Origin of the sequence: Methylobacterium tardum, assembly GCF_023546765.1 — a bacterium.
Taxonomy (GTDB): domain Bacteria; phylum Pseudomonadota; class Alphaproteobacteria; order Rhizobiales; family Beijerinckiaceae; genus Methylobacterium; species Methylobacterium tardum.
In genome coordinates, this window is sequence record NZ_CP097485.1 from 24,282 (window position 1) to 47,352 (window position 23,071).

Below are 23,071 nucleotides of genomic sequence, written 5' to 3' on the forward strand. Positions count from 1 at the left end.
AACACGGAGACCGCCTGCGCGATTGCCGCGACCGCGGCCGCGATAGCCGCACGGCTATTCCAGATCGATTGCAAGCGCAGCGTCGGGCTGAGGAGCAGGTGATGCCTTCCAGACCGGACAGTTATGGCGCCGTCCGCGGTTGGCCCTTCGACGGGCGGATCCCTGGGGTTCTCAACCCCGACCCGAGACGCGACCACCCAAAGGACACCGGAGGCCAGGCCGGCGGCAGCTGCTATGTAAGTGCAGGTATCCTTCAGCGTCATGCGTTTATTCCTGCCGCATCGTCACCGATCCATCGTCCGGATCGACGGCCCCGACGCGCGAGCCGAGCATGCCCGTGATCGCCAATTCGCCGATGCCGCGGTTACAGGCTTCCGCGAGCCGCTCACTGTCCTCTGTCGGCATGACGCGCAGCAGTTCGACCATAATGGCGGTCATGGCCGCATCGCGAGACATCACCGTATCCCGCAGCGGAGATCGTTGGTCACGCATAAGGGCAGAGACGACGTTCTCGGCGATGATCTTCGCTGCCTGTTCAAGATCCGGACCGGACATAGACGGCTCCTACAAAACCCGCTTCCCGAGTGCCCTTTGAAGGCATTCGCTCGTCGAATGTACCCGACCACCGTCCGCGGATCCCGGTGGCGGCTCTGGTCCATGATCCGGGTGAGATCAGCCCCACGCTCCGCGGCCGTCGTGATGTAGCCGGCCCGCAGGGGGTGCGGCCCGAACGTCGAGGCATCGAGCCCCGCGGCCGTGCGGGATGGCGATCTCGGCGCCCTGCCCTCCTAATCGGTCTTGCCCCTCCGGACCCGGACCCGCAGCCCGGCCGGATCCTCTCGCAGATCCTCGGCTGTGCTCAGCATTCAAAAGGAACCCACCCGCTCCCTTGAGGATCAAAGCCTTAGAGCGTTTTCGGAATGAGCTGAGTCGGACTGTTGGGGTTCACGCAGGGCATTTGGGCTGATTCATTGCGCGCTTCCTGTGAGGAGCACGTCATGGGCCGACCCTACAGCCAGGATCTGCGTGAGCGGGTGGTGGACGCCGCAGGCGCGACGTCGCGCCGGCAAGCGGCCAAGCGCTTCGGGGTGGGGGCTGCGACCGCGATCCGCTGGATGGCGGCGCTGGCCACGACCGGGACGGTGGCGGCCCGTCCGCAAGGTCGGGCACGCCGCTCCAAGCTCGATCCGCACGAGGCGTTCCTGCGCGCCCTGATCGCCGAGCGGGATGACGTCACCCTGGAGGAGATGCGGGTCCGCCTGCGGGAGGAGCGCGCTCTCCCAGTCGGGCTGGGCACGCTGTGGAGCTTCCTCGACGCGCGCGGCCTGACATACAAAAAGACAGCTCACGCCACGGAGCAGGACCGCCCGGACGTGAAGGCCGCCCGCGAGGCGTGGTTCCAGGACCAGCCCGACCTCGACCCCGCCCGCCTCGTGTTCCTTGACGAGACTTGGACCTCGACCAACATGGCCCGCACCCGCGGGCGTGCCCCGCGCGGCGAACGGCTTCGTTCGGGCGTGCCGCACGGTCATTGGAAGACCACAACCTTCGTGGCAGGCCTGCGCCTGTCGGGTCTCTCGGCGCCGTTCGTGCTGGACGGGCCGATCAACCGCGACGCCTTCCAGACTTACGTCGAGCGCGTGCTGGTGCCCGAACTCACTCCCGGCGACACCGTCGTGATGGACAACCTCGGCAGCCATAAAGGGCCGGCCGTGCGCGCGGCTATCGAGGCGGCCGGCGCGCGGCTGCTCTTCCTCCCGCCCTACTCGCCCGACTTCAACCCGATCGAAATGGCCTTCTCCAAGCTCAAGGCGCTGCTGCGCAAGGCCGCTGAGCGCACCGTCGAGGGATTATGGACAGCCATCGGCCAGCTCATCGACACCATCACACCTGACGAATGTGCCAACTTCTTCAGAGCCGCAGGATATGAGCCAGATTAAATCGAAAACGCTCTAGCACCCCTATCGGTGTCCATTCCGCACTCTGAACCACCCTTCAGCGCATCTGCCCCTTAGCTCGAACGCGCTATTGCCCAAGCACCCTTCCGTGCTCCTGGCCCATTGGGCGAATGTGCCGGCGACCAAGAACCCAAAGGGGAATTTGCCCTTCTGGGCATTCGGGCTGTCGGGTTAAGGGTTCGTTGACCTTTTGGGTTTCAGCTCGTTTGGGCGCTAGGGAAGGCGCGCAACAGGGAACTGGGGCAATGGCTGTCATCAGCGTGTGCAGCACCAAGGGCGGGGTCGGAAAGACCACACTGGTGATCTGCTTGGCCGATGCATACGCCCGGCAGGGCGGCAGCGTCGCAATCATCGACGCGGATCCGAACGGGCACGTGTCCTCCTGGCGCGAGCGGGCCGGTGAGGATTGCGGTGTGGACGTGATCGCGGACGTGACCGAGAAGACGGTCCTCGACCGGATCTCCGACGCCGCTTCGCGCTACAGCCTCGTGTTCGTAGATCTCGAGGGCGCTGCCTCGCAGGCGGTCACCTACGCGATCGCAGAGAGCGACCTCGTGCTGATCCCGAGCAAGGTGTCCGGCATGGACCTGCAGGAGGTCTTCCGCACGTACGAGGTCGTGCAGCGCGCGGAGAAGATGCTGCGCCGGCCGATCCCGGCCCGGGCAGTGTTTACTCAGATGTCGCCGCTCAGCAGCCGCGTCGCGCAGCACGCCCGCACGGAGGTCCAGGCCGCCAGCATCCCGGTGTTGCGGACCGAGATCATCCAGCGCGCGGCCTACCAGTCGATCCACTTCACTGGCGCCACGCCGGCCCACCCCGATGGTGACCCAAAGGCCCTGCATGAGGTCGCCGGCACGCTGGGCGAGCTCCTTGAGGTGCTGGCAATCCAGCAGCAGGCGGCCTGAGCATGATAAAGCCCGCCTTTCAGCCCGCACCGCGCCCGCGGCCCCGGATCTCGCCTGAGGATGCCCAGCAGCTCGCTGTCGCCACCAGCGACCTGGGCTTCACCCGGCCTTCGTCCGCGCCCGAGGTGCGGGCCGAGGAGCCGGTACCGCCGCCGGCGGAGACTATGCCTACTGCTGGCCCAGTTGCCCAAGAACCCAAAACCCCCATTGCCCCCGTGAAGGGGACAGCTCTCAAATTCGAGGTGCCGGATCCGGTGTGGACGGCGCTGCGGCAGGAAGCTCTAAACCGCCGGGTCACGGTAAAGTATCTGGTGCTCGAGGCCCTGGCTGCGAAGGGCTACAACGTCGATCTGGCCGCGGTACCCGAGGACGGGAGACGTCTGCGATGATCGAGATGGCCCTTGTTGCAGTCCTCGCGGCGGCCCTGAGTGCAGCTGCAGCCGGCGCGGTCAGCGGGCCGGGGTCGGAATGATCACGGCCGGCTTTCTCATCGGCCTGTCGAGCGTATCCGCCGGGATCGGGTTCGCCATCGCCACCATAGAGCGTGTGTCAACGCGGCCGGTGCGGCCGAGACGGCCAGTAACTGCCAGGGCACGGGGCCCTCACGTCGCCACTTGGGAGTAGAGCAGGGGCGGCATCTAGGGAGTGGTTCGTGCTGAAGGCGCTGCGATTTCTGCGGGCGTGGTTCCTGATGTCGATCCCGCTGGGCCTGTTCGTCGGCAGGTTCATCAAGGCGGGCAAAGGGCCGGCGTCGCGTGTTAGGGATCGGCGCTAAGCCTGCGCGAAGATCGGCTGAGCGCTCCGGCTAGCCGGGTGGCTGCAGCAGATGCCAGAGGTCCGCCCCGAACCTGATGACGAGATCGAGCGCGATCAGCGCGAACATGCCCGCCTGGAACACGCTGTCTTTTCGGTCGTCGGGGGTCAGGGGAGCCGGCTCGCCTAGCCAGCTCCTTCCCTTCTTCTTTGGCGGGGGAAACGGGCCAATCAGCCGCACGATCGTTCTCCAGCGGCGCAACACGGGTGCCGGGAAACGCCGATGGACGATTTCCGTTTCAGCAACCGTTCGGCCCTAGCTCGGCCGACATGTCCGACCTTCCGCCCGCCATCGCCTCCTGGCGCGACCAGATCGAGCGCCTGTCCGAGCACGCCTCGCCGTGCCGGTACCTCCTCCCGGCGAAGTGGAAAGCGATGCGCGAGAACGCGCTCGCCTTCCTCGACCAGCACGGTGCCGAAGCGTACCGGCTCGGCTGGACAGCGCCGCAGCTGTTCGGCGTTCACCCCCAGCACGGCTTCCTGCGCGTGGAATATGCCGGCGCCCTGATGGTCAACGACAGCCCCGCCGTTGCCGTTGAGCCCGACCGGATCGTGTTCGACCGCTTCTCGGGCTACCGGACCAAGCCCGGTCAGGTCTGGGGCGTGCCGGTCTGGGAATTTGTTGCCAGGGGCGGCTGATGCATCGGCGAGGGGAGCGGACGCCGTGTCCACGTGTTGGCCCCCTATGCGCACCGCCCTCATCATCCTGATCGTGCTGGTCCGGTTCGGCCCCGACCTCGTCTATGCGGCTAACGCATCACTCCCGCGGCCGGACCCCTCGCGCCGAACGGCCGCGCCGAAGTGGATCGGAAACCCGCCCGCGGTCGTGGTGATACGCCCGCCAGCGCCCTGAGGCGCAGGCTTCGTCAGTCGACGATGCGCCACTTCACTCTCGCACGCACCTGAAGCCTGCTGTTGGCGCCTATAGCGATTATTGTGCCCGGGCTTCCACCCGACGCACCTGTGTAGCTGTCCACGCCCCACCCCGCGCCGCGGGGATCCCGCGCGCGTTCAGCGCCGCCGCGATCTGCCGAAGTGACACTGCCCCTGCCGCTCGTACATCAGCCAGGATCGGCGCAAGGTCGGCGGCGCGGGCCGCGCTCCTGCGTGCCCGCGCGTCCGCCGCCCGGGCTGCGCCGAGGGCCCGGTTTCGCAGGTTGCCCGGGTTGCCGAGCTGCACGCCTCGAGCCTTGGCAGCTGCCAGCGCGGCCTTGGTGCGGGCGCTGATCATCTTACGCTCGGCCTGAGCGACCACTGCCATGATGCCGACCACCAGCTCGTTCGCCTCGGGCATGTCGGCCGCCACGAACCGCACGCCGGCCTTCTGCAGGTTGAGCAGGAAGGCAGCGTCACGTGACAGGCGATCGAGCTTGGCGATCACCAGCGTCGCCCCGTGGATCCGGCACAGTGCCAGGGCATCGGCGAGGCGAGGGCGCGTGTCGCGCGCCCCGCTCTCGACCTCTACGAGCTCGGCTACATGTCGCCATGCGCCGCCGGCGAGGAAGTCGGCCACGGCCTGGCGCTGCGCCTCAAGGCCGAGGCCTGAGCGCCCCTGCCGTGCCGTGGAGACGCGCAGATAGGAAACGAAGGCGCCGGCGCTCACTGGCGCCTCTCCTGAGCCTCGGCGGCGTCCTGCATAGCCTTGGCCCAATGCGGGCACGTGTGGGTCCGCAGATCCTTCAGGTGCCGGCGCTCGTGCACGTGCTCGCACATGCGCACGAACTCCTCGGCCCAGGCTCCGGTATCGGCGAGCCCCTGCTCGTCCGTCCCGAAATCCGTCAGGCCGCAGCGCGGGCAGACGGCCGTGCTCATGCGCTTCCCGCTCCCTGCGGCTCGTGTGACCGATGCACGAACGGTGGTTCGTGCTGACGTCACAGGCTTGGCTGGCGCAAGGTGGTTAACGGATCGTTAACCGGATCGTGGTGCTTTATGGCGTCGCTACGGCTTCATCGGGGGTGAAGCCGAACGGCAGGCGGGCCGAGCCTATACCCCCTGGCTCGGCCCGCGCCTTCAATCGCGAGGCTTCATCGACCCCTACGGCATCGAGCATATCCGCCGCGTGCGCGTCTGCGAGTAGGCGAACCCGCAGCTGCTCGGGCTATCACTCCGAGGCTTTCAGGTCGCTTACGGCGCAGCTATCACGTCTACTGCATGCTGCGCCCATGCATATGGCTCTAGATAGCCATGATAGACAGCTATCTCTAACTGTAAGATCCTGACGCACTCGTCAGATAGATCTGGAATAATGTCGAACCCTTCTTTATCGACCGCCGATTTTATCGCCACAAGCGGCCTATGATCCTCGTAAGTGACGAGAACCTCTTGCTCCGCATACGGATCAAGCGGGTCGATACAATAATGAGCCGGCATCATAAGGCCTCTACTCAGATTACGCAGTAGGTGATGCTCCTAAATGGCTGCTGTAACATCCCGATGAAGATTGCTGATCCGTGTGGCCGCGGCGCGGCAGCCGAGCATCCGTCCGCCTGCTAGGGCGGATGGGTCGCCGGATGCCGCCCATGCCTACTCGCCCGATCTTTGTTCGTGTTGCCCTCGCCGTGGTGCTGATGGCCGCCTTAGTGGTGCTGGCGGATGGCGTGGCTCGTCATGAGCTCCGGCAGGCCATCGGCAGCACGACCGTCGCCTCTGCCGCGATAGCGGAACAGCCGGCCGACGCCTCCGATGAATAGCCGGGCGTCGCTCGCCATTGGCGTGGCACTCCTCATGGCCGTCGCCAGGCCTGATCCGCAAGGCGATCCACGAGGCGCGACAGCTGCGCGACGCGGAGGCGTCTGGCCGCAGCATGAGCACTGCACGACACCAGCACTGCCATTCCTGCTTCAAGATCAGTATTGCTCCGCAGAGACAGGTGTGGCATCCCGGTATTAGTGTGCGGGCGGGCGTATCTCTGCCGCCCAGGATTGACCTCAATGCAGCCCGAAGTTTTGGCCGACCCGCATGGACGCGGGCCGGCTCTCGATCGTCGTGCCGTGGCCCTCGCCAACGTGCGATGGTTTCGTGCCATGGCGTGGCGCGCTCTGCGCGATGGCCGTGCGCAAGGAGAGCTGCGCGCGGCCAATGCCCGAGCCGCAGCCCGCATCGTACTACGACAGGCGAGGCGGGATGCTTTGGTCAACCGCCTTGTGGCCAACGCTTTGGTGGTTGGCGGGTAGCGCCGCCGCATCCGCGTCGCCAGCTTCAGCCGCCTTGTGGTCGCTGCGGATGCCGGCTTGGGCGCTGTTGCCCGCCGGGCGCTCTATCACCCGGTCAAAGGCCGCCAGCATGACGGGTCGCGCGCAGTTAACATCTCACGTCGGTAAGGCTACTTCCGGCGCCTCAAGAACTGCCAACCCTTTCGCCGGCCAAAAAACCGGTTTGCAGGCCGGTGATCGAAATCCAGCATCGGAGAATGACGCTGAGGCAGGGCAGCAACGACGGTAATCAGGGCGGCTGATCCAATCAGTGCCACGAAGGCTGAAAGCCAGAACAAATGCTCCAACACAGCCCCTCTCAGACATGCATTCTTTAATTGATATTACGTACAAAATCTCCACAAAGCGAATGTCATTGATGCCGTTTGTATAGTTACAACCGATATACACATGGGGAAATTCGCCTTGCCAGCGGCTGCGTAGCACATCGGCAAGCCACCTTGCTCGGCTCCTGGCCCTGCGCCAGCCGTGCATTAAGCGCCCGGCGGATCACGCCAGGGTCGGCGAGGAATGAGGCGCGTGGTCTGATAGCGAGCTCGGGTGCCGCCCTCGGATAGCACCGGCGTGCCGGATGCGGCCGAGCGCAGCCCAGCAAAGTCATCCTGCTGGGTGTCCGATCTCACCAGCGTGTGAGCCGAAAGGGTAGTGCAGGACCTCCGGACGAGGCCGGGCGAGCAGCGAAGATCTGGCTGCCTGACTCTGTGTATGGATCCGTTTGGCCAGCCTCGTGCTTCTCCAAAGCATGGCCGTGTTCCACCTTCAATGTGTGGTCCACCGAGGGTGCGTGAGCGGCATCGCTCTCGATACCCAGCAGATCGCTGCCCGTACAGAGGCGGAGGCGATCAGCGAGGCCGAGGCTCGGTTCGCGCGCCTCTTAGGTCCTCGATCAGGGCTGGCCGTTCTGAAGGACGATGCTGGCCACACCATCTGGACCTCACGATCTCCTGTGCAGTCGCCCGCCCCCGGCGAAGCATGATCGCACCTACCGGCCTACATCCGCTCCGGTTGCGCGAGCATGATGGCGGCGCGGACGGCGGCTCGCCGAAGCTCCACGCTGGCCCAGGGCTGCCCGATCAGTGTGTTTGCGAATGGGTGCGAGGCTACAGCCGCAGCTGGGTCGATCCGGTAGCCCTCGCCGAACGAAACCGGGCCAGAGGTCGGGTCGGCCATGTAGGCGTCCACCACGGCCGCCACGTCATCGTCGACGATGTCGAGGGTATCGAACAGGTCGAGGGTCATGGGCCGGTTTGCCATGCGAGGGCCATAGCCACTTCACGATGGCTGCGATCTGAACGAGGTTAACCGAACTGGTGCAGCCCGATCACGTCCCTGTGAGCCGCGACAAGCAACTGTATGTGCTCAGTGCCACCACGCCCTCACCTCGATGGGTGGACCAGAGCGCGCTACCGGGCGCCATGGACATAGAGATCCCCAGCTTCGGCGACCTGCGCCGGACTATGATCAAGACCGCCATCATCATGGGCTTCCCCGTTCAGGGATGAGCGGTAGTAGGCCAGTCTCAGCAATCAGGCGAATGCGCAGCTCCTGGTGAGACCGCTCGCTTGTTTCCGGCGACAGCCTAGGGATCGCATCCGTTGCAGCTGCCGGGTGGGCCCACGCTTTGTGCTCAAGCGATGCGCGACGAAGCAATATGCTGGATCGGAAAGCAAATTTCCGGATCAAACGAACAAAACGCAGGCGCACACGCTTCCGTGGGTCATTTTATAAGCTCTATTGCAGATTATATATGCAGAAACATACAGAAATATCTTGTCTAAATCCGTGTTTTTCTAGCAACGATACATATCAACGTGTGTCACGCGGAAATATTCCGGTTGCTTATTGTCTATCCTCAGATCCAATAGCCTTCAGCCGGCGCCGTAAGCCGTTGGCACGCAAGCCCGGCGATAGATGCGGGCAGAAACAAAGACAAAGCGGCGAGATCCGAACAATCGGGCGCTGCCGCACCGCTGGTCTCGAAGCTTTGGGGTTATCGATGAGGTTCTTGAAAAGCTCTCTGCTTGGATCCGCCGCTGCGTTTGCTGCAGTTGGAGGTGCCCACGCCGCCGATCTTCCGGTCAAGAAGGCGGTTCCGATCGAGTACGTCCGTGTCTGCGGCGCGTATGGCGCCGGCTTCTTCTACATTCCCGGTACCGACACCTGCCTGCGCGTCTCGGGCCGCGCTCGGTTCGAAGGCGGCTTCCAGCCCAGCTACACCCGCCAATCCGGTACGAATGCCGGCGATACGTCGGGCTACCAGGGCCGGATGCGCATCAACCTCGATGCCCGCACCCAGACCGCCTACGGCACCCTGCGCGCCTTCGTCCGCCTCGATGCCGGCGCCCGCACCGGCTACTCCGGCGTCGGCACCTCCGGCACGCAGCAGCGCATCGGCCAGGCCTTCCCGGGCATCGGCACCGATCAGTTCGGCCGTGATCAGCAGTTCGTGAACGTCGACAAGGCGTTCATACAGTTCGCCGGCCTGACCGCCGGTCGCGCCTCCTCGTTCTTCGACTTCTACGCCCACGACTTCGAGTTCGCTGGCGCCACTCTTGGCTCGGACGTGTTCTCGACCAACCTGCTCGCCTACACGGCGACGATCGGCAACGGCCTCTCGGCGACGCTCTCGATCGAGGATCCGGTCTTCCGCCGCACCCCGATCTTCTCGCCGCTCGCCGTGTCGCCGATGCTCAACACCGGCAGCACGCAGAACTTCGGCGTGACCAACCAGCCGACTCCGGTCTTCATCGGCTACACCGGCGGCGTCCCGACCCGCTACAGCTTCATCGACGTCATTGAGCGTTCGCGCATGCCCGACTTCGTCGGCGTCGCCCGCCTCGACCAAGCTTGGGGTTCGGCCCAGCTCTCCGCTGCCGTGCACGAGCTGAACGTCGGCAACGTTGCCAACGGCGCCGGCACCGGCACCGGCTCGAACGTCAGCATCCCGCACACCAACAACTCGTATGGCTGGGCGGTTCAGGGCGGCCTGAAGATCAACGCGCCGTTCATTGCCCCGGGCGATGCCCTCTACCTGCAGGGCGCCTACGGTTCTGGCGCTCAGATGTACACCGGCTATTGCGCGTACACCGGCTGCTACACGCAGGCTACGACGACGATCCAGGGCCAGAAGTTCACACAGTACTTCTCGGATGCGACGGTCAACCCGTTCACCGGCCAGCTTGAGCAGTCGACAAGCTTCACGGCGACGGCGTCGTACCTGCATTACTGGACGCCGGAATGGCGCTCGGCCTTCTTCGGCTCCTACGGCGAGCAGAGCTTCTCCCAGAGCGCGCGCCTCGCTCAGGGCGCAATCTTCAACCTTGTGAACCCGAATGGCACCAACACCTTCGGCGGCAATGCGGTTGGTACGCCGGGCACCCGGTTCTTCCAGCTGAGCCAAGCTCTCCGCGACACCTATCAGTTCGTGGCGGGCGGCAGCATCATCTGGTCGCCGGTCAAGGATCTCGATATCGGCGTCGAGGCCTTCTACACGCAGATCGGCCTGAAGAGCGGCCGGGCGATTGATCAGGACAAGAGCCCGACCGCCTACGCCAACGTTGCTGGCATCAACAACGGCACCTTCAACCCTGCCACTGCAACCAAGGACTCAATCTCGCAGGTGCGCTTCCGCGTCCAGCGCGACTTCTAGTTTCCCAGATCGGGATCGGGTGTTCTCCAAAGCTCCGATCTTGATGTCCCCGTGCAACGGGACCCCACTCGCCCGGCCGAAAGGCCGGGCTTTTTTGTACTCTCCAGCGCGCCTGGACCTGCGCCGCAGATCGAAAATCACGGACGACGGGATTGAGGCGGTCACCGCTGCCTTACCCGAGGGGTGAGGACGTCGAGGCATTCACCTTGCAGGTCCGGCCACCGAGCGGACGTAGCAAGGCGATCAAGATGCACCTGCAGGTCAAGAAGCTGCTGGCCGACAAGGCAACCATGCTTGGCTCGCGCCTCACGATGGTGAGGACCGCCGACATCATGGGCTTTCCGGTCCAGGGATGAGCGCAGAAACGCCTGAAGCCCAGCGGGAGTGGGCGACGATCCCATACATGATGAGGCGGCTCGACGGGTTCGCTCGCGGGCTCGGCCTCGGCGAGGCGACTGCGCGCCGGATCGTGGAACAGGTCGTCGCCGATATGCCGCTGCACACAGACGACGAGCGTGTAGAGTGGGCCCGAAATTGGCTGCTCGCGGCGGCTTCGGCGGAGTAGACGCCGCGCGTCGCTAAGTGGTCCATGACCTAGGCGGGCTGATCCTCAGGAGGCCGGCGGCCGGATCACCACCACCGCAGGCGGGCTGACAATCCACTTCGGCACGGTCGTCTGGCGTGATGGGTCCAGGTGCGTGAGCGTGTCGCTTGCCGCGTACACGAGGTCGGGGCCGAAGCGAACGCCCGGCAAACCTATGAAATAGACCATGCCGGTACGCTGCAGTACCTCACCGTCATGGCCACCAAACGCCTGACGCTCGCGGATCTACGCAAGGCTGGCACGATCACCAGCTCCGAGATCGTCGCAGCGGTCGATGCATACGTCCACAATCCTGCCGCAGGACCGTATCGCTTTGCCAGCGGTCACAGCCTCGACATAGCGGCAGCTGTCGCCATGTCGGAGGAATTCGCCAGGATGGTGGCGCGGCCAGGGCCGAAGGAGAAGGTGTTCCGAACCGCGGTAACTACTGCCGCCATGTCCGCTCGCCTGAGCCCACCCCATTTATGACAGTCCTGGATCCGGGAACGTGCGAAGTGCAGGTCGAGGGCACATGGCGTCTCGTCAGCCTCGGACGAGGCCGTGAGCTGCTATGCGGAGGCCGTAAAGCGCTGCCCAGCTTGCCGCGGACGGGTGTCGATCAACGGTGCCTACAGCGGTCCCAGCTTCGGCAAGACGATGAGGCACTGGAGGGCACACAGCGGCTGCCCGCTCAAGCCGGAGACGTTCTCAGGCACGATGTCGCTGCATCCCCAGGCGCTCACCTGAAATCCGGCTCTGCCCCGCCGCCCGATCCAACCTCCGGCCAATAGGGTTCGGTGCTGTTCTTCGCCGCGGTAGACGGAGCAGGGGTACCGCCATAGCTCCCGGGCATGGCCAAAAAGATCCCCCGCGTCGGCGACCTGCACCGCAAGTCCGAGGTGTCGGACGATGAGATCGCGGCGGCCGCTGCCGCCTACATGGAGGGGCAGGACTAGCCCGTCCCACGATGGGGCATTTTCATCATCTCAATTCTGATGCAGAAGCGGCGAACGCGAGAGCATCTTTGGAACGAAATGCACCCGACGCGCACTGGGTGTACCGGCAGCGGCCGACGCTTCGGGCGCAGCTGCAAAACGGTGTCCCGGGGGCGCCATAGCTCCAGGGACGGAATTTGATGCGTTGGCAAGTGATCAAGCGCTTCAGCGCAGGTCTGATCGCAGTAGGTATGACACCAGCCTATGCCGACGTGAAAGTCGAGGATGCTAAGATCACGGGCGGTTACCTGTGGGTTCTCGGGTACGCCGACGAGCCAAACAGTGAAATCACTCTCGACGGCAAATTTCCTCAGCGTACTGACGCCCGAGGCTATTTCGAATTTCGAGTGGTCTATCACCCAGCCACATGCATCGCGACGCTTCGGACACCCAAACAGTCGCACGACCTAGTGGTGAGCGGCTGCGGCCAGCTAGGGCCACAGGCTCCGGGGCTTGCAGGTCCGGCAGGGCCGCCCGGACCACGCGGCGAAGCAGGAGCGAGGGGTGAAGCAGGCCCAAAAGGTGAGGTTGGTGCGATGGGCCCGCCCGGTCCTTATGGAATGACCGGTCCCGTCGGTGCACAGGGCGAGCCTGGACCAGCAGGTCCCCAGGGGCCAGCCGGTATGGCCGGAGCAGTTGGCCCAGCCGGGCCGCCCGGACCACGAGGGCCCCAAGGGCCTCCTGGTCCGATAGGAAAGGTGGGGCCGCCCAGCACCTCACCCGCGGCGAAATCTCCGTCAGCGACAAGTTCGGTGAACAAGCGAGCAACGTCGCGTTCGCGCTCCGAGCCGGAGGCTCCCCTCGCGGTTCCCGATGAGCCTGAGCCTGGGGCAGGAGCCGCGGTTGAGGATCGCTACTGAACAAACGGCGCAAGGCTGGCGCACACCCTGGCTCTCAGAGATTTCGAAGCCGCCTACTCTGACCGTGACGCCATGTACGCAATGGTCGCCGCCGGCGCCGCTCTGCTGCTGCCGAGCGCTCAACAGATGATGAGATGAGCGACAATCCCGAGACCCTACACGAGCGCGCCGCGATCCAGCACATGATGCGGCGGTTGGACGGCTTCGCGCGCGGGCTAGGCCTGGACGAGGCGGCCACGCGGCAGGTTGTCGAGAGCGTTGTCTTCGACATGCCGGATCAGAACACCGGCGAGCGCTTGGTCGAGGCGCGGGCCCGCATGATCCTCGCGACGGTGTAGCGCCATGAGTGATACGGCGGATCCCGACCACGAAATCGTCGTCGCCCGACTGATGCGGCAGCTCTATGGGTTCGCGCAGTGCCTCGGCGTCGACGAGTTCGACGTCCGCCTGATCGCGGAGCGAGTGATCGCCGATATGCCACTGATGCCGGATCACGACCGCTTGGCCCGTGCCCGCAATTGGCTGCTGGTCGCGTCGGCATAGGCGCCCTGAGAGCTTCAAGATTGATGGGACCTCACACGATCACCGGTTGGATCTCGTTTGCGGCCGTTATGACGGGCGGCTTCGTGACTGGTGCGACTGGGATGAAGTTGGGCTCCGACCTTCATAAAGGCCGACGCGGTGATCGGCGGGACATCCTTGCGGCGTACACCTTCGGAACGCTCACCATGCTCGCTGCTATGCTGTTCGTGTTCGCTGAGGGGCAGCCCTGAGGCTGAGATCCCCTGAGCGCCTTGCCGCAGCGCACCAGCGCATGATCATTGCATCGGCGTAGCCATGCTCGCCGATTTCGATCCGATGATTGAGGCGGTCGAGGCGTTGATCGCGCTGGGCTACACAGTCATGCCCGATGAAGATTTCGAACGGTGGCGGGTGGACGGCGGCGAGTGGATCACGCTCGGCGATCTGCTGACACTCGCCCGGCGCCGCGGCTTGATGGACGGGCCGGGGCGGCTGCAGTAGGGCGCGACCATGGCAGATGAAGAACGCGACCCTCCCGGCGAAGCCACCGTCGCCGGTCTGACGCGCCGCCTGCACGGCTATGCGCAGGGGCTGGGCCTTGATGACCGCGCGGTCCGCCGGATCGTGGAGGCTGTCATCGCCGCCATGCCGGATGCCGAAGACGTCGACCAGTTGGCGGTTGCCCGGAACTGGATGCTTCAAGCGGCGCGCTGACGATGTCTTCCGAACTGAATGCGCCGTCTCGGCCAGCCCGGGCGGTTTGCGGCACGACGCCCATCAAATGCGCTGCCGGTGCTGCGGGAACTCGGCTACGTCGAGGGGCGGGCCACCCAGGGTCGGACTAGACGGTACGCGCGGCACTTGAACCTGGCCGGCCGCGAGTTGCTGGCAGCGGACAGTGTCTGACCGAGGGCAGTTGATCGCAGATCAACAAGTTGAACAACTTAAGTACATTACCCGTTGTTTACTTTGCAACTGGAGTTAGTGTTGGTGTTTTTAATCGGATTATAAAAGAAATGATTACCTGCTGGGGATACGATGACACCGCATCAGATCAGGCTTTTCATCCAGCGCTTTGTGCCGAGAAAAATTATGATTTATGGCCTACATCGTAGATCCCACGGTGTTTGGCCAAATTTTCTAGAGCAGCGGACCTTTAGCGAGAAGATTGCAAGCCGCATTTTGCATCCGCAGAAGATCTACGGCCCTCTAACTGACAAGTTTTTTGTCCGTGAGTATGTGAGACAAAGGATAGGTAGTGAATACCTCACAAGATTATACGATGTAGTTTCCCGCGAGGATGACATTGATTTTGACAATCTTCCCAGTAGTTTTGCAATGAAAGCTACTCACGGGTCAGGTTGGGTAAAATTGATCACCGACAAGACGTTGACAGACTCCTCGGAGATTGTCGACGCTGCTGCCTCATGGCTGAAAATGAAATACTCTAAAATAAACCTAGAGAGACATTATGATTACATTCCGCCAATGATTGTATTTGAAGAGCTTCTCACCCTACGAGGTGAATTAGCCGACGATTTTAAAATTCATTGCTTTGAGAAAGGCGGTAATCGGCGCCAGATCGTACAGGTGCACACAGGCCGATTTACAGACCATCGCGTTAACCTATTCGACCGCGACTGGAGTCCTATCGATGTCAATCATTGGCACAGTAGAAAAGATCCAAGCAGTATACATAAGCCGGATAACTTGGATGAATTGCTCCGAGTCGCCGCAGAGCTATCGCGCGGCTTCAATTATGTAAGGGTAGATCTATACAATATCGATGGCCGAATTGTCTTTGGGGAGCTGACATTCACCCCAGGTGCAGCCAAGGACAAATTTAATCCGCCGGAAATGGATAGCGTCTGGGGAACGTACTTTGACTCAGATGAAATTTACTATCGGAAGAAATGAAAAATAGAGTGGATGCGCAGGTAGCTCGCAGCGGAGGGCATTCAGTCGGTAATGGCAGTCCGTCTAGGCCGTGATTGGACGGACCGCCACTCCCCATCGTTCCAGTTCCGTTCTAGTTGCTCGCAGAGGCGGTGCGGAGCGGCAGAATGGCAAGGCGAGAAGTCTTCGTGCAGGCCGAGGAGGTCGCCGCCGGCGTGCGGGAACGATCGGGTGACGAGCCGCTAGAGAGTGCTCGCCATCGCCCGATGGCCGCAGCGTCGGCTTAGCCGTGCCCTCCGAACCGAAGACGCCGGTCCGTGGCCGTCACCTCGAAGCCCTGCGCGCCTGCGCCGCTAACCCGGCGGGCTGCGCCAGGATGGCTATCCCGCCTGTGAGCAAGCTTAACCGTTCGTTAACCATGCTCGTTAATTGACTGTAAAGGATTTCACGTCGGCCGAACGGATATGCTGGATACGGTGGTTTGGGCCGCGATCTTTGTGGCGATCTCCTGCGGCATCCTGCTGATCTGCATCGATCTGCTGGAGGAGTGGGAGCATCCGGTTGTGGGCACCAGAGATGCGCCACATGAGAGCCCGACCGTTCAGCTGAAGCGATTGGCTCAGCAACTTGAACGGACGCAGCCGAGGCGCAGTCACGTAGGCTGACGTGGGATGGCGAGGATCTGCTGCCACGCAAGCTAAGCCCCCGTCGCCCGATCTGATCACGGGCTGACGGGGTTCGGTGCCGTTCCTCACGGCCCGGCGGATGAGGGTGGATCCGCTCGCGCCCTGATCAACTACATCACTGCTGCGGCATGCGCCTGATCGCGTCGACGTTCTCAGGCGAGAGGTCCGCTTCGAGGCTCCCGTGATGGTGGACCTCGGCTCGCTTGGCTTCGCTGTGGTGCGCTTTCACGGAAGGGGCTTTCTGATCCACCGAACCGGTCGTCATCGGCACGTTGCGGTTCGGCCAGTCCTCCACCTTCAGCGCCTTGGCAGGCTTCTGGTCGCCACAGCCATCGCAGACCGAGACCAACCACGACTGCCAGAGACCGTTGGTCTTCTCCTCAGCCGACTTCGCTTGCTCACGGTGAGCGGACGCCAACGCGACTGTGTCGAGGTCCGACTGCTTTTTAGGTTCGGTCGCAGTGCGGAGCTCATCCAGTTGCACGTCGCGCCTCTCCGGCGAGCTGACGGGCGTGGACGGTGTCGGGAGAGAACCTGTAGTGCTGGGCTCACCTCTGCATCCGGTACACACCCGAGTGGTGATCGCGTCGTCTGCGGCCTGACGAGGTGTCAGGCGCTCAATAGGCTTGACCGAGGTTGGGCTGGCATTGCGGCTCGGTGGCTTCGTCTGCCCGACCACGGTGGTGTTGGGCGCCTTCTCGGCTGAAAGCGGTCCGCCTCCGGTCCCCGTCTGGTCTGCCTGGGCGAACACAGCACCCAGTGGCAACGAACTCAGGATTGAGGCGGCGACCAGAGTGCGCAATGTTGTCATGGTTTCCTCCATGGCAACACAATCGGCTAAATCGAGCCGAGTTCACCCCGTGTCGGCTACAGTAGCACGACGTAGTGGAGCGCAAGCTGGCCGGCCCCTACCGCCGTCCGGGTCACGGCCTCAGCTTCCGGCAACCTCTTCCGCGCCAGATGGCGAAAGCTGATTAAGCCTCTGCTGCCCGGCAAGCTGTTCAGTGCCGTCGCAATCTTTGCTTGATCCAGCTATCTGCATGTGGGTCGGCGTAGTGCAAAAGCGCAGTCGCTCGGATTGCATCAGCGTCGCACGGTTCATTGGTGTGCAGAGAGCGATAGCCCCAGAAAAGGTATAGGCTCCCGGGCTTGAGGGAGAGGCGGACCACGCGCTTACTGCCTCGGTGGTAGGCCCAGTTGAACAGCGCCTGGGACAGACGATTGTCGACCAGCACCTTGTCGATAAGATTGCCGAGGTAGGTTCTGCGAATATCACGCGTATTGGGATGGATGGCCAGTCGACCAGGATTGCCGTGATCCGGTACCGTAATAGGGATGAGCGCCGTCAGGATGTAGGAGTCGAAGTGGAAGCGCATCGAGTGTTTCTTGGCGCTCCCTCCTGAAAGGCACCGCAGGATCTGATAGAAACCCACGTCCGGCGCAGGCTGACCGATGGCACTCTCGTAGATATTCCGGCACAGCGCGACGAAGTCCGGATCGGCCGGCAGACTGGCTAAGAACGTATCGCCCAGATCCTGAGTGCCGGCAAAGCCGATGTACTCGCCTCCATTCGCAGTAACGGCATCGAAAACGAACGCCTGCGCCATGCGCAGATCGTCGGGTCCAACATAATCTTCAACGACTGCGTAGCCTTTCGAGGTGATCTCAAGCGCAAGCGCTTTGGACATGGTTCCAGTCAGGTTTCTAAATCTGTAACCCACGGAAGCCACCTTCAGTACGAGACAGATGCCCGGAATTTAGAATTATTACGAACTCCAACAAGATTTCAATTTGAGATGATGCTGGGATTAAAGTCAATGTCGAAACGTGAGGCAAAAACTTATCCAGATTATGCAAGAAGTGCTCAAATTATGCTCTCGGCAGAGCGTAGCTATTGGAGCTGCGAAGGGCGATCTACAGCGGTAGGGCTTGTGTGATGCTTCCGCTTTCGCCCGATCAAGGGTGTTGATCCGAGAGCGCTGCGCCATTCTAGCGCACTCTTCACTCAGATAGCCCTTCGCCTTCAGGTGCTCAGTGGTACGAGCGGACCGCTCCGATGCCTACCCCTTCCGCTCTCGGAACCGGATCCCGGCCCCGCCGCCGTTCTCGGGGTTGAGCTCCATGCCGGCGGCGCGTCTGCTCTTCGTCAACCCTGATCAAGGCACAGGCAATGAGGCGCCGGCTAGGAGCTGGACCAGTTCCGCTTGCCGCGCAGTGCCCGTTTTCGACATCACAGCCTTAAGCTGCGATCGCACGGTCGCTGGCGATGTACCAAACTCGACCGACAGGCCAGCGATTGTGCTACCGCCTGCAATCCCACGAGCCACACGCGCCTCAGCGGCCGTCAGATCAAACAGCCCCTCAAGAACCGATAGGCCTGGCACGTGCTTAGCCGTCAAAGGCGTGAACACAGCGATAGCCTCGGCCGCCGCAAACAAGTCAGCGGCCGCACGCCGGATTGGCAGCAGATGAAGAACGGTCGCCGGCTGATCACCACGAGATGGCAGAGGGATGGATCGACTTGAGGCGTTTGCCTCGGTCGACAATTCGATAAGGGCGCGAACCAGTAGCCGATCTGCCGCCGGATCCGCCAAAACGAGGCGAGGCCCGTCATGGATCATCTCGCGCAGGAGGCGTTCGCAACTCTGGTTCATGGCCAGGGCGCGCCCTTTGCGCCCTAGAACCGCGACTGGGAGGCCAACAGTCTCCAGCGCCTGCGCTGCTGCTCGTACCGTCTGCATACGCAGACGGGCTGACATCGTGGCCGCACGAGCGAGATGCGGTCTCACGCTGTCAAGCCGGGCTACGGCATCCGGCGGAATAGGTCCTCGCTCGATGACCCGTTCGATATCAAAAATCAGCTGATCACCCGTAGGAACGTTGATGACGCTGGCGGCCCCCATTCCGAACCCACGAGGGATCAGGAATTCGCGGAAGACCGGCTCGCGGGCGAATTCCTCTGGTGTGAAAACGTCGAGATCCGTGACGAACCCGGCGTGCCGTTTTGCGAGCAAGCGCCTCGTGCGATCAGTTCGGGCAAACCAGCCCTCCTCGATGTAGGCGAGGATGCTGTCTGCGAAGTTCGGTGTGGTGACGAACCGAGAGCTATCCAAATCAGCGGTGAACAGCACCGCCGCATCTGCGCCGCCGTAGCTCGCGAGGTCGGTTAAAACTGCCGACCAAAGCTCCGGCAGGACGGCGGCTTCGTAGATCCGGTCTACGAGATCGTCCCGCGGATCAGACATGACTGCCGGCGTCACGCTGCGTCACGACTGATCCCTCCGGCGCAGCTTCACGCCTGGCTCGCCGCCGTTGGTGAACTCGACGCCTGCGGCTTCGAGTACCTGCTGCACGGCCGTCAGCGTGGACGCCTTGGGGTCGGAGGACCCACGCTCAATGTTGTTGAGGCCCGTGGTCGAGATGCCAGCGCGCTTGGCCACCTCCGCTTGCGTCAAGCCGAGCATCGCTCTGGCGCCACGGATTTGCTCAGGCTTCAACATGGCACAATCATAGCTGGAGGCGAGAAAATATCAACTGCGGTGTTGACATCCTCAACTTGTGTGGCAATCTCAAGCCTAGTTGATGCAATATCAACTCAGGTTGAGGCCTCCCCGCAAATGCCCCACCGCACTGTCTCCTGGAACCGCATCTCCCGCTCCCTGCACGACAGCCGCCCGGCCATCCCCGCCGGCATGCTCGGCGCCCGCGCCCTGGTGCAGCTCGGCGCTCGCACGCGCCCCCTCGTCGTCGCCGGCCGCTACGACCGCGCCGCCATCATGGCCGCCGCCTGCAAGGCCGCCTCTGGCATTCAGGAGCGGTGCGGCGTCTCCCGCGCCGAGGCGATGTCCTCCGCCCTCAAGGCCACGTGGCAGGTCGCCAAGGCCGCCCACCGCGCCGCTGCGCACTGAACCCCTAGCGGTCTGACCCGCCCCACCACGGGGCGCCCCTTCCACCTCCGACCCACCGCCACGAGCCCTCACCGGAGCCCGAACGATGACGCACGCCCGCATTCCCGATTTCTCGCAGCCCGCGCCAGTCCGCGCCCCGCACCTGACCTCGACGGCGCGCCGCCGCCTCCCGGTCGACGGCCGGTTCCTCAATCTCCCGAACGAGCCGCTGCCCGGCGAGCTCGCCGCCTGGGAGATCGCCGAGCCGGTCCGCCCCAAGACCCCGCACGCCCGCGCCTTCCGCTTCCTCGATGTCGCCGGCGAGCTGCTAGCGGCCGTGGCCATCATCGGCGGCGGCATCGTTCTGACCGGCTTCGCCTCCCTGCTCTGACCTGCCCCGCAACCTGCCGCGGGCCCGGGCTCGCGGACCTCATCCGGAGATCCACGACATGACCCTGCGCACCTCCCTGCGGCGCCTCATCGGCCGCGACCCCGTCCGGCCCACCCTGCGCGAGCGCGCCACGGAGACCGCCGCTCGCCTCGCTGCATCCAAGGCGCCGGCCGCCAAACCTGCATCGCCCAGCGCCACAGCGCAGGTGCTGCATCCGGCTGGCGAGCCGGATCCTGCCCTCGCGGTTGCGACCGTGTTCCGGGCGAGCTGGGATGCCCTCAGCAAGGTGCTGGACGCCGAGGCGCCGGACGACCTGGTGGGCGAACTCGAGGACGCGCAGGGCGCCGCCTACGATCGCCTGCGGGCCGTGCGGCCGAGCACACCCGAGGGTTACCGCGCCCTCGCCGAGTGCTGGGGCACGGTGCTGAAAGGGCACCGCGGCGCAGAGCCGGGCATGACGGCCGCCGATCACGCCGCGGACGCCCTGATCGCCGCGGCCGGCGCATGCGCGCCCGTCCAGCCGGTCGACTGGTACGACCCGCCGCCCGGCTTCATGGCCTCGCCGGCTCTGGAGCCGTCCAACTTCGTCCCGGTCTCGGACGGCATCGCGCGCGAGCTCGCCCGCCTCCGCGGGGCCGCTTGGGCCGAGTTTCATCGTCGCGTCAGCCCGGGGACCGAGGCCGAGGACATCAGGCGCATTCGCCGGGAACTGCACCTCGACAAACTGTCCCCCGAGCTGCCTCACTCAAACATCGTTGATCAGGTCGACTTCGCTTCCGCAGACATCCGCGAGCTGCAAGCCCTCCATGGGCGGATGCGCGAGCTGTCGAGCGTCGCCTACGCAATGAGCGTCATGGAGTGCTGTGCGGACAACGCGGCCGGCCGGCTGCTGCACTGGCTTGCGGACGAGCTGACCACCGTCGAGAGCAAGGCCGCCGACGAGTTGCAGAGCCGTCAGCCGACGGACTTCTGGGACCGGAGGACCCGCCTCGCGGCCGTGGCCGAGCGCATCATCGACAACGGCGACAACGCCGAGACCGCTGGCTTCATTCAAGAACTCACGGCCTGGGCCGCCGAGCAGGCGCGGCGCTGAACTGATCCCGCCTGCCTTCGCAGCCGTGCGTCCCGCCCCGGCCGAGCCCTGCCGGGCCTTTCCCTTCATCGCGACCCGAGACCTGACACCATGGGCGACGTGCTCACCTTCACCCCGCGTCCGAAACCGATCGCCCCCGAGGCCCTGGAGCCATTGGCTGGCTCTGCGCTCCGCGCCAGCCTGGAGGAGGCGGCCCAGATCGCCCTCGACGCCGCAGACCGCATCATTGCCGTCTTGGATCGCATGGACGGCGATGCCGGAGCTGGGGAGCGCAAATGCGAAACGATTTCGCTTCTCGAAAACGGTTTCCGTTTTGCCGAGCCGGATCTCAGCATCCACGCCCGCCCGGTTAGCACGTGGGGCGAGCAATCAGGACGGGCGTGGAGGTCGGCGGAACGCCGACGCGGTAGAGCTAGGCCGACTTGCCATTCCGTCCAGCAGTCGCTCCCCACGAACGCCGCTCGCGCATTCCGGTGCGGGGACGCTCAAGACCCCGAGGAGGAACTGCCCGAGACCGTGCTGCCGGAGGTGCCGGCCATCCTGACCACCGAGGCCGAGATCCTGCCCTGGCGCGGCCGCGGCAACGTCATCGCGGCGGCCGGGGCTTTCCTCGCCGACTTGCTGGAGCGCGCCTGATGCCGACCACGCTCCCGACCCTGGCGCAGCAGATCCGGCGCCTGTCTCGGCCCGACTTCGCCCGGCTGCTGATCCTGCTGGCGCGGGTGCGCCTCCTCGACCTTCGGCTGCACGTCGTCGTGTCGCTGGGCTACGGTCTCGCTGACGCCGGCCCGCTGCGCCTGATGCGAAGGTGGCTGACACTGCACGAGGCGATCAGCGCCTTGCTCGGCATCCCCGAGCCGCCCCACGTCGCTATCGTGCGCGTGACGCTGAAGGCGCCTCAGAGCCCTACCCACCAAGCAGCGCCTGAAACCCACGGGCTGTAGGGTTTGCCCGCCTGCCATGTGCGCTTGAGTTCATCGGAGAACTGCCGCGACGCTCGTGCGCGCTCAGCATCATAATCGCGATGCGGGTCAAAACCCGATCGCAGCATGGCATCGGATCGCGGCGGGAAGGACGCATTCATTTCGGCCGAGATATCGGCGCCAGCATCCTCGTGATCGCTGCCCCAATCGATCAGCCGCCTCCCAGGCTGCCCGTAGGCCCTGTTCTTCTGGAGCAGCGGCTGACTAAGCCGCTCGCGCAACACATCTCGCAAGCGATCCAGTAGCCCCATGGCGGACCTCAACGTTGACTTAACCGTGCCGCCCGGCCGACATGCCATGTCCGGCTGGCGCGCGCTCTGTGCGAGTCGCCGGGAGCATCAGGAGACCACGCCGCCGCAAGTCGACCCCTGAAAAGCCAACGGCCCCCCAGTCGCCAAACTGGAGGGCCGTCGAAATCGAAAAGGCCTGTGAGGCCCCAATGCACCCCTCACAAGCCATGAGACGCCCCCGGGCGTCAAGCGGGAACGCCAATTCCCGCGACGATGAGGCTTTGCCTTGTGGACCGGACGCCCCTGCGGCGGCCCGGAACGACCTGTTGCGGCCCTTTCACGGGGCCGAGAACCATGTTTGCCGACGAGTTGAGGTGCGCCATCGAGGCGGCCGACCGAATCACCCTG

Annotated in this window: 32 protein-coding genes; 22 read left to right on the forward strand and 10 right to left on the reverse strand. The window is 64.1% G+C overall.

Annotated features, from left to right (window positions below; all coding sequences use genetic code 11):
* Positions 1 to 267 precede the first annotated feature (267 nt).
* Positions 268 to 555: a hypothetical protein gene (locus M6G65_RS33220; protein WP_238199961.1), complete on the reverse strand. Its 288-nt coding sequence runs from the start codon at positions 553 to 555 to the stop codon at positions 268 to 270.
* A gap of 443 nt (positions 556 to 998) precedes the next feature.
* On the opposite strand from M6G65_RS33220, the gene M6G65_RS33225 reads away from it, so the two are divergent.
* From M6G65_RS33225 to M6G65_RS33625, 4 genes are all read left to right on the forward strand, one after another.
* A complete protein-coding gene (locus M6G65_RS33225; RefSeq protein WP_250102897.1) occupies positions 999 to 1,940 on the forward strand; it encodes an IS630 family transposase in 942 nt (313 codons plus the stop codon).
* 263 nt (positions 1,941 to 2,203) lie between these two features.
* A complete protein-coding gene (locus M6G65_RS33230; protein ID WP_238200165.1) occupies positions 2,204 to 2,863 on the forward strand; it encodes a ParA family protein in 660 nt (219 codons plus the stop codon).
* A gap of 2 nt (positions 2,864 to 2,865) precedes the next feature.
* Positions 2,866 to 3,252, forward strand: a complete 387-nt coding sequence (locus M6G65_RS33235; protein ID WP_238200164.1) for a hypothetical protein — start codon at positions 2,866 to 2,868, stop codon at positions 3,250 to 3,252.
* Positions 3,253 to 3,515: 263 nt separating this feature from the next.
* On the forward strand, positions 3,516 to 3,638 hold the full coding sequence (locus M6G65_RS33625) for a hypothetical protein (RefSeq protein WP_283214921.1): 123 nt from the start codon (positions 3,516 to 3,518) through the stop codon (positions 3,636 to 3,638).
* Between the two features lie 30 nt (positions 3,639 to 3,668).
* Here M6G65_RS33625 and M6G65_RS33240 read toward each other — a convergent pair whose 3' ends face one another.
* Entirely contained in the window at positions 3,669 to 3,857 is a 189-nt protein-coding gene (locus tag M6G65_RS33240; RefSeq protein ID WP_238200163.1) for a hypothetical protein, read from the reverse strand.
* 89 nt (positions 3,858 to 3,946) lie between these two features.
* Between M6G65_RS33240 and M6G65_RS33245 the strand changes: the two genes are divergently transcribed.
* A complete protein-coding gene (locus M6G65_RS33245; RefSeq protein ID WP_238200161.1) occupies positions 3,947 to 4,315 on the forward strand; it encodes a hypothetical protein in 369 nt (122 codons plus the stop codon).
* Positions 4,316 to 4,607: 292 nt separating this feature from the next.
* On the opposite strand, the gene M6G65_RS33250 is transcribed toward M6G65_RS33245, so the two are convergent.
* Positions 4,608 to 5,279 (reverse strand): recombinase family protein, encoded by a 672-nt coding sequence (locus M6G65_RS33250; RefSeq protein ID WP_238200159.1) that lies wholly within the window; start codon positions 5,277 to 5,279, stop codon positions 4,608 to 4,610.
* Positions 5,276 to 5,488, reverse strand: a complete 213-nt coding sequence (locus M6G65_RS33255; RefSeq protein WP_238200157.1) for a hypothetical protein — start codon at positions 5,486 to 5,488, stop codon at positions 5,276 to 5,278. The genes M6G65_RS33250 and M6G65_RS33255 overlap by 4 nt, the downstream gene beginning before the upstream one ends.
* Before the next feature lie 707 nt (positions 5,489 to 6,195).
* Between M6G65_RS33255 and M6G65_RS33260 the strand changes: the two genes are divergently transcribed.
* Positions 6,196 to 6,366, forward strand: coding sequence for a hypothetical protein (locus tag M6G65_RS33260; protein ID WP_238200155.1), 171 nt, complete (start codon positions 6,196 to 6,198; stop codon positions 6,364 to 6,366).
* Positions 6,367 to 6,780: 414 nt separating this feature from the next.
* Here M6G65_RS33260 and M6G65_RS33265 read toward each other — a convergent pair whose 3' ends face one another.
* Together M6G65_RS33265 and M6G65_RS33270 are read right to left on the reverse strand one after the other, a co-directional pair.
* The gene (locus M6G65_RS33265) at positions 6,781 to 6,960 is read right to left on the reverse strand and encodes a hypothetical protein (RefSeq protein ID WP_238200153.1); all 180 of its coding nucleotides are present in this window, start codon (positions 6,958 to 6,960) and stop codon (positions 6,781 to 6,783) included.
* Positions 6,961 to 7,878: 918 nt separating this feature from the next.
* A complete protein-coding gene (locus M6G65_RS33270) occupies positions 7,879 to 8,127 on the reverse strand; it encodes a hypothetical protein (protein ID WP_238200151.1) in 249 nt (82 codons plus the stop codon).
* 92 nt (positions 8,128 to 8,219) lie between these two features.
* On the opposite strand from M6G65_RS33270, the gene M6G65_RS33275 reads away from it, so the two are divergent.
* The 11 genes from M6G65_RS33275 to M6G65_RS33325 all read left to right on the forward strand — a co-directional run bounded on the left by M6G65_RS33275 (position 8,220) and on the right by M6G65_RS33325 (position 16,058).
* Entirely contained in the window at positions 8,220 to 8,390 is a 171-nt protein-coding gene (locus M6G65_RS33275) for a hypothetical protein (protein WP_238200150.1), read from the forward strand.
* A 494-nt stretch (positions 8,391 to 8,884) separates the two neighbouring features.
* On the forward strand, positions 8,885 to 10,537 hold the full coding sequence (locus tag M6G65_RS33280; protein WP_238200149.1) for a porin: 1,653 nt from the start codon (positions 8,885 to 8,887) through the stop codon (positions 10,535 to 10,537).
* Positions 10,538 to 10,940: 403 nt separating this feature from the next.
* Positions 10,941 to 11,102: a hypothetical protein gene (locus tag M6G65_RS33285; RefSeq protein ID WP_250104337.1), complete on the forward strand. Its 162-nt coding sequence runs from the start codon at positions 10,941 to 10,943 to the stop codon at positions 11,100 to 11,102.
* 129 nt (positions 11,103 to 11,231) lie between these two features.
* Positions 11,232 to 11,609: a hypothetical protein gene (locus M6G65_RS33290; RefSeq protein WP_238200147.1), complete on the forward strand. Its 378-nt coding sequence runs from the start codon at positions 11,232 to 11,234 to the stop codon at positions 11,607 to 11,609.
* Between the two features lie 123 nt (positions 11,610 to 11,732).
* Complete coding sequence (locus M6G65_RS34215) at positions 11,733 to 11,867, forward strand: hypothetical protein (protein WP_488600470.1); 135 nt, start codon at positions 11,733 to 11,735, stop codon at positions 11,865 to 11,867.
* A gap of 1,242 nt (positions 11,868 to 13,109) precedes the next feature.
* Entirely contained in the window at positions 13,110 to 13,313 is a 204-nt protein-coding gene (locus M6G65_RS33300; protein WP_250104338.1) for a hypothetical protein, read from the forward strand.
* Positions 13,314 to 13,317: 4 nt separating this feature from the next.
* On the forward strand, positions 13,318 to 13,518 hold the full coding sequence (locus M6G65_RS33305) for a hypothetical protein (protein ID WP_238200335.1): 201 nt from the start codon (positions 13,318 to 13,320) through the stop codon (positions 13,516 to 13,518).
* Between the two features lie 294 nt (positions 13,519 to 13,812).
* The gene (locus tag M6G65_RS33310) at positions 13,813 to 13,998 is read left to right on the forward strand and encodes a hypothetical protein (protein ID WP_250104339.1); all 186 of its coding nucleotides are present in this window, start codon (positions 13,813 to 13,815) and stop codon (positions 13,996 to 13,998) included.
* 9 nt (positions 13,999 to 14,007) lie between these two features.
* A complete protein-coding gene (locus M6G65_RS33315) occupies positions 14,008 to 14,211 on the forward strand; it encodes a hypothetical protein (protein ID WP_238200331.1) in 204 nt (67 codons plus the stop codon).
* Positions 14,212 to 14,535: 324 nt separating this feature from the next.
* Positions 14,536 to 15,414 (forward strand): ATP-grasp fold amidoligase family protein, encoded by an 879-nt coding sequence (locus M6G65_RS33320; RefSeq protein ID WP_238200329.1) that lies wholly within the window; start codon positions 14,536 to 14,538, stop codon positions 15,412 to 15,414.
* A 443-nt stretch (positions 15,415 to 15,857) separates the two neighbouring features.
* On the forward strand, positions 15,858 to 16,058 hold the full coding sequence (locus M6G65_RS33325) for a hypothetical protein (RefSeq protein WP_250104340.1): 201 nt from the start codon (positions 15,858 to 15,860) through the stop codon (positions 16,056 to 16,058).
* A 136-nt stretch (positions 16,059 to 16,194) separates the two neighbouring features.
* Here the strand turns inward: M6G65_RS33325 and M6G65_RS33330 are convergent, their stop codons facing one another.
* The 4 genes from M6G65_RS33330 to M6G65_RS33345 all read right to left on the reverse strand — a co-directional run bounded on the left by M6G65_RS33330 (position 16,195) and on the right by M6G65_RS33345 (position 19,579).
* On the reverse strand, positions 16,195 to 16,902 hold the full coding sequence (locus tag M6G65_RS33330; protein ID WP_250104341.1) for a hypothetical protein: 708 nt from the start codon (positions 16,900 to 16,902) through the stop codon (positions 16,195 to 16,197).
* A 178-nt stretch (positions 16,903 to 17,080) separates the two neighbouring features.
* Positions 17,081 to 17,767 (reverse strand): hypothetical protein, encoded by a 687-nt coding sequence (locus tag M6G65_RS33335; protein ID WP_238200120.1) that lies wholly within the window; start codon positions 17,765 to 17,767, stop codon positions 17,081 to 17,083.
* Positions 17,768 to 18,235: 468 nt separating this feature from the next.
* A complete protein-coding gene (locus M6G65_RS33340) occupies positions 18,236 to 19,324 on the reverse strand; it encodes a helix-turn-helix transcriptional regulator (RefSeq protein ID WP_238200119.1) in 1,089 nt (362 codons plus the stop codon).
* 21 nt (positions 19,325 to 19,345) lie between these two features.
* Positions 19,346 to 19,579 carry a helix-turn-helix domain-containing protein gene (locus tag M6G65_RS33345; protein WP_238200118.1) on the reverse strand — a complete coding sequence of 78 codons (234 nt, stop codon included), beginning with the start codon at positions 19,577 to 19,579 and terminating at the stop codon, positions 19,346 to 19,348.
* A 117-nt stretch (positions 19,580 to 19,696) separates the two neighbouring features.
* On the opposite strand from M6G65_RS33345, the gene M6G65_RS33350 reads away from it, so the two are divergent.
* The 5 genes from M6G65_RS33350 (at position 19,697) to M6G65_RS33370 (ending at position 22,394) form a co-directional block, all read left to right on the forward strand.
* Positions 19,697 to 19,987, forward strand: coding sequence for a hypothetical protein (locus M6G65_RS33350; protein WP_238200117.1), 291 nt, complete (start codon positions 19,697 to 19,699; stop codon positions 19,985 to 19,987).
* Between the two features lie 85 nt (positions 19,988 to 20,072).
* On the forward strand, positions 20,073 to 20,357 hold the full coding sequence (locus M6G65_RS33355) for a hypothetical protein (protein ID WP_250104342.1): 285 nt from the start codon (positions 20,073 to 20,075) through the stop codon (positions 20,355 to 20,357).
* Between the two features lie 58 nt (positions 20,358 to 20,415).
* Positions 20,416 to 21,450, forward strand: a complete 1,035-nt coding sequence (locus M6G65_RS33360) for a hypothetical protein (RefSeq protein ID WP_250104343.1) — start codon at positions 20,416 to 20,418, stop codon at positions 21,448 to 21,450.
* A gap of 90 nt (positions 21,451 to 21,540) precedes the next feature.
* Positions 21,541 to 22,086 carry a hypothetical protein gene (locus M6G65_RS33365; protein WP_250104344.1) on the forward strand — a complete coding sequence of 182 codons (546 nt, stop codon included), beginning with the start codon at positions 21,541 to 21,543 and terminating at the stop codon, positions 22,084 to 22,086.
* Positions 22,086 to 22,394, forward strand: a complete 309-nt coding sequence (locus M6G65_RS33370) for a hypothetical protein (protein ID WP_238200110.1) — start codon at positions 22,086 to 22,088, stop codon at positions 22,392 to 22,394. The genes M6G65_RS33365 and M6G65_RS33370 overlap by 1 nt, the downstream gene beginning before the upstream one ends.
* The last annotated feature ends 677 nt before the right edge of the window (positions 22,395 to 23,071 follow it).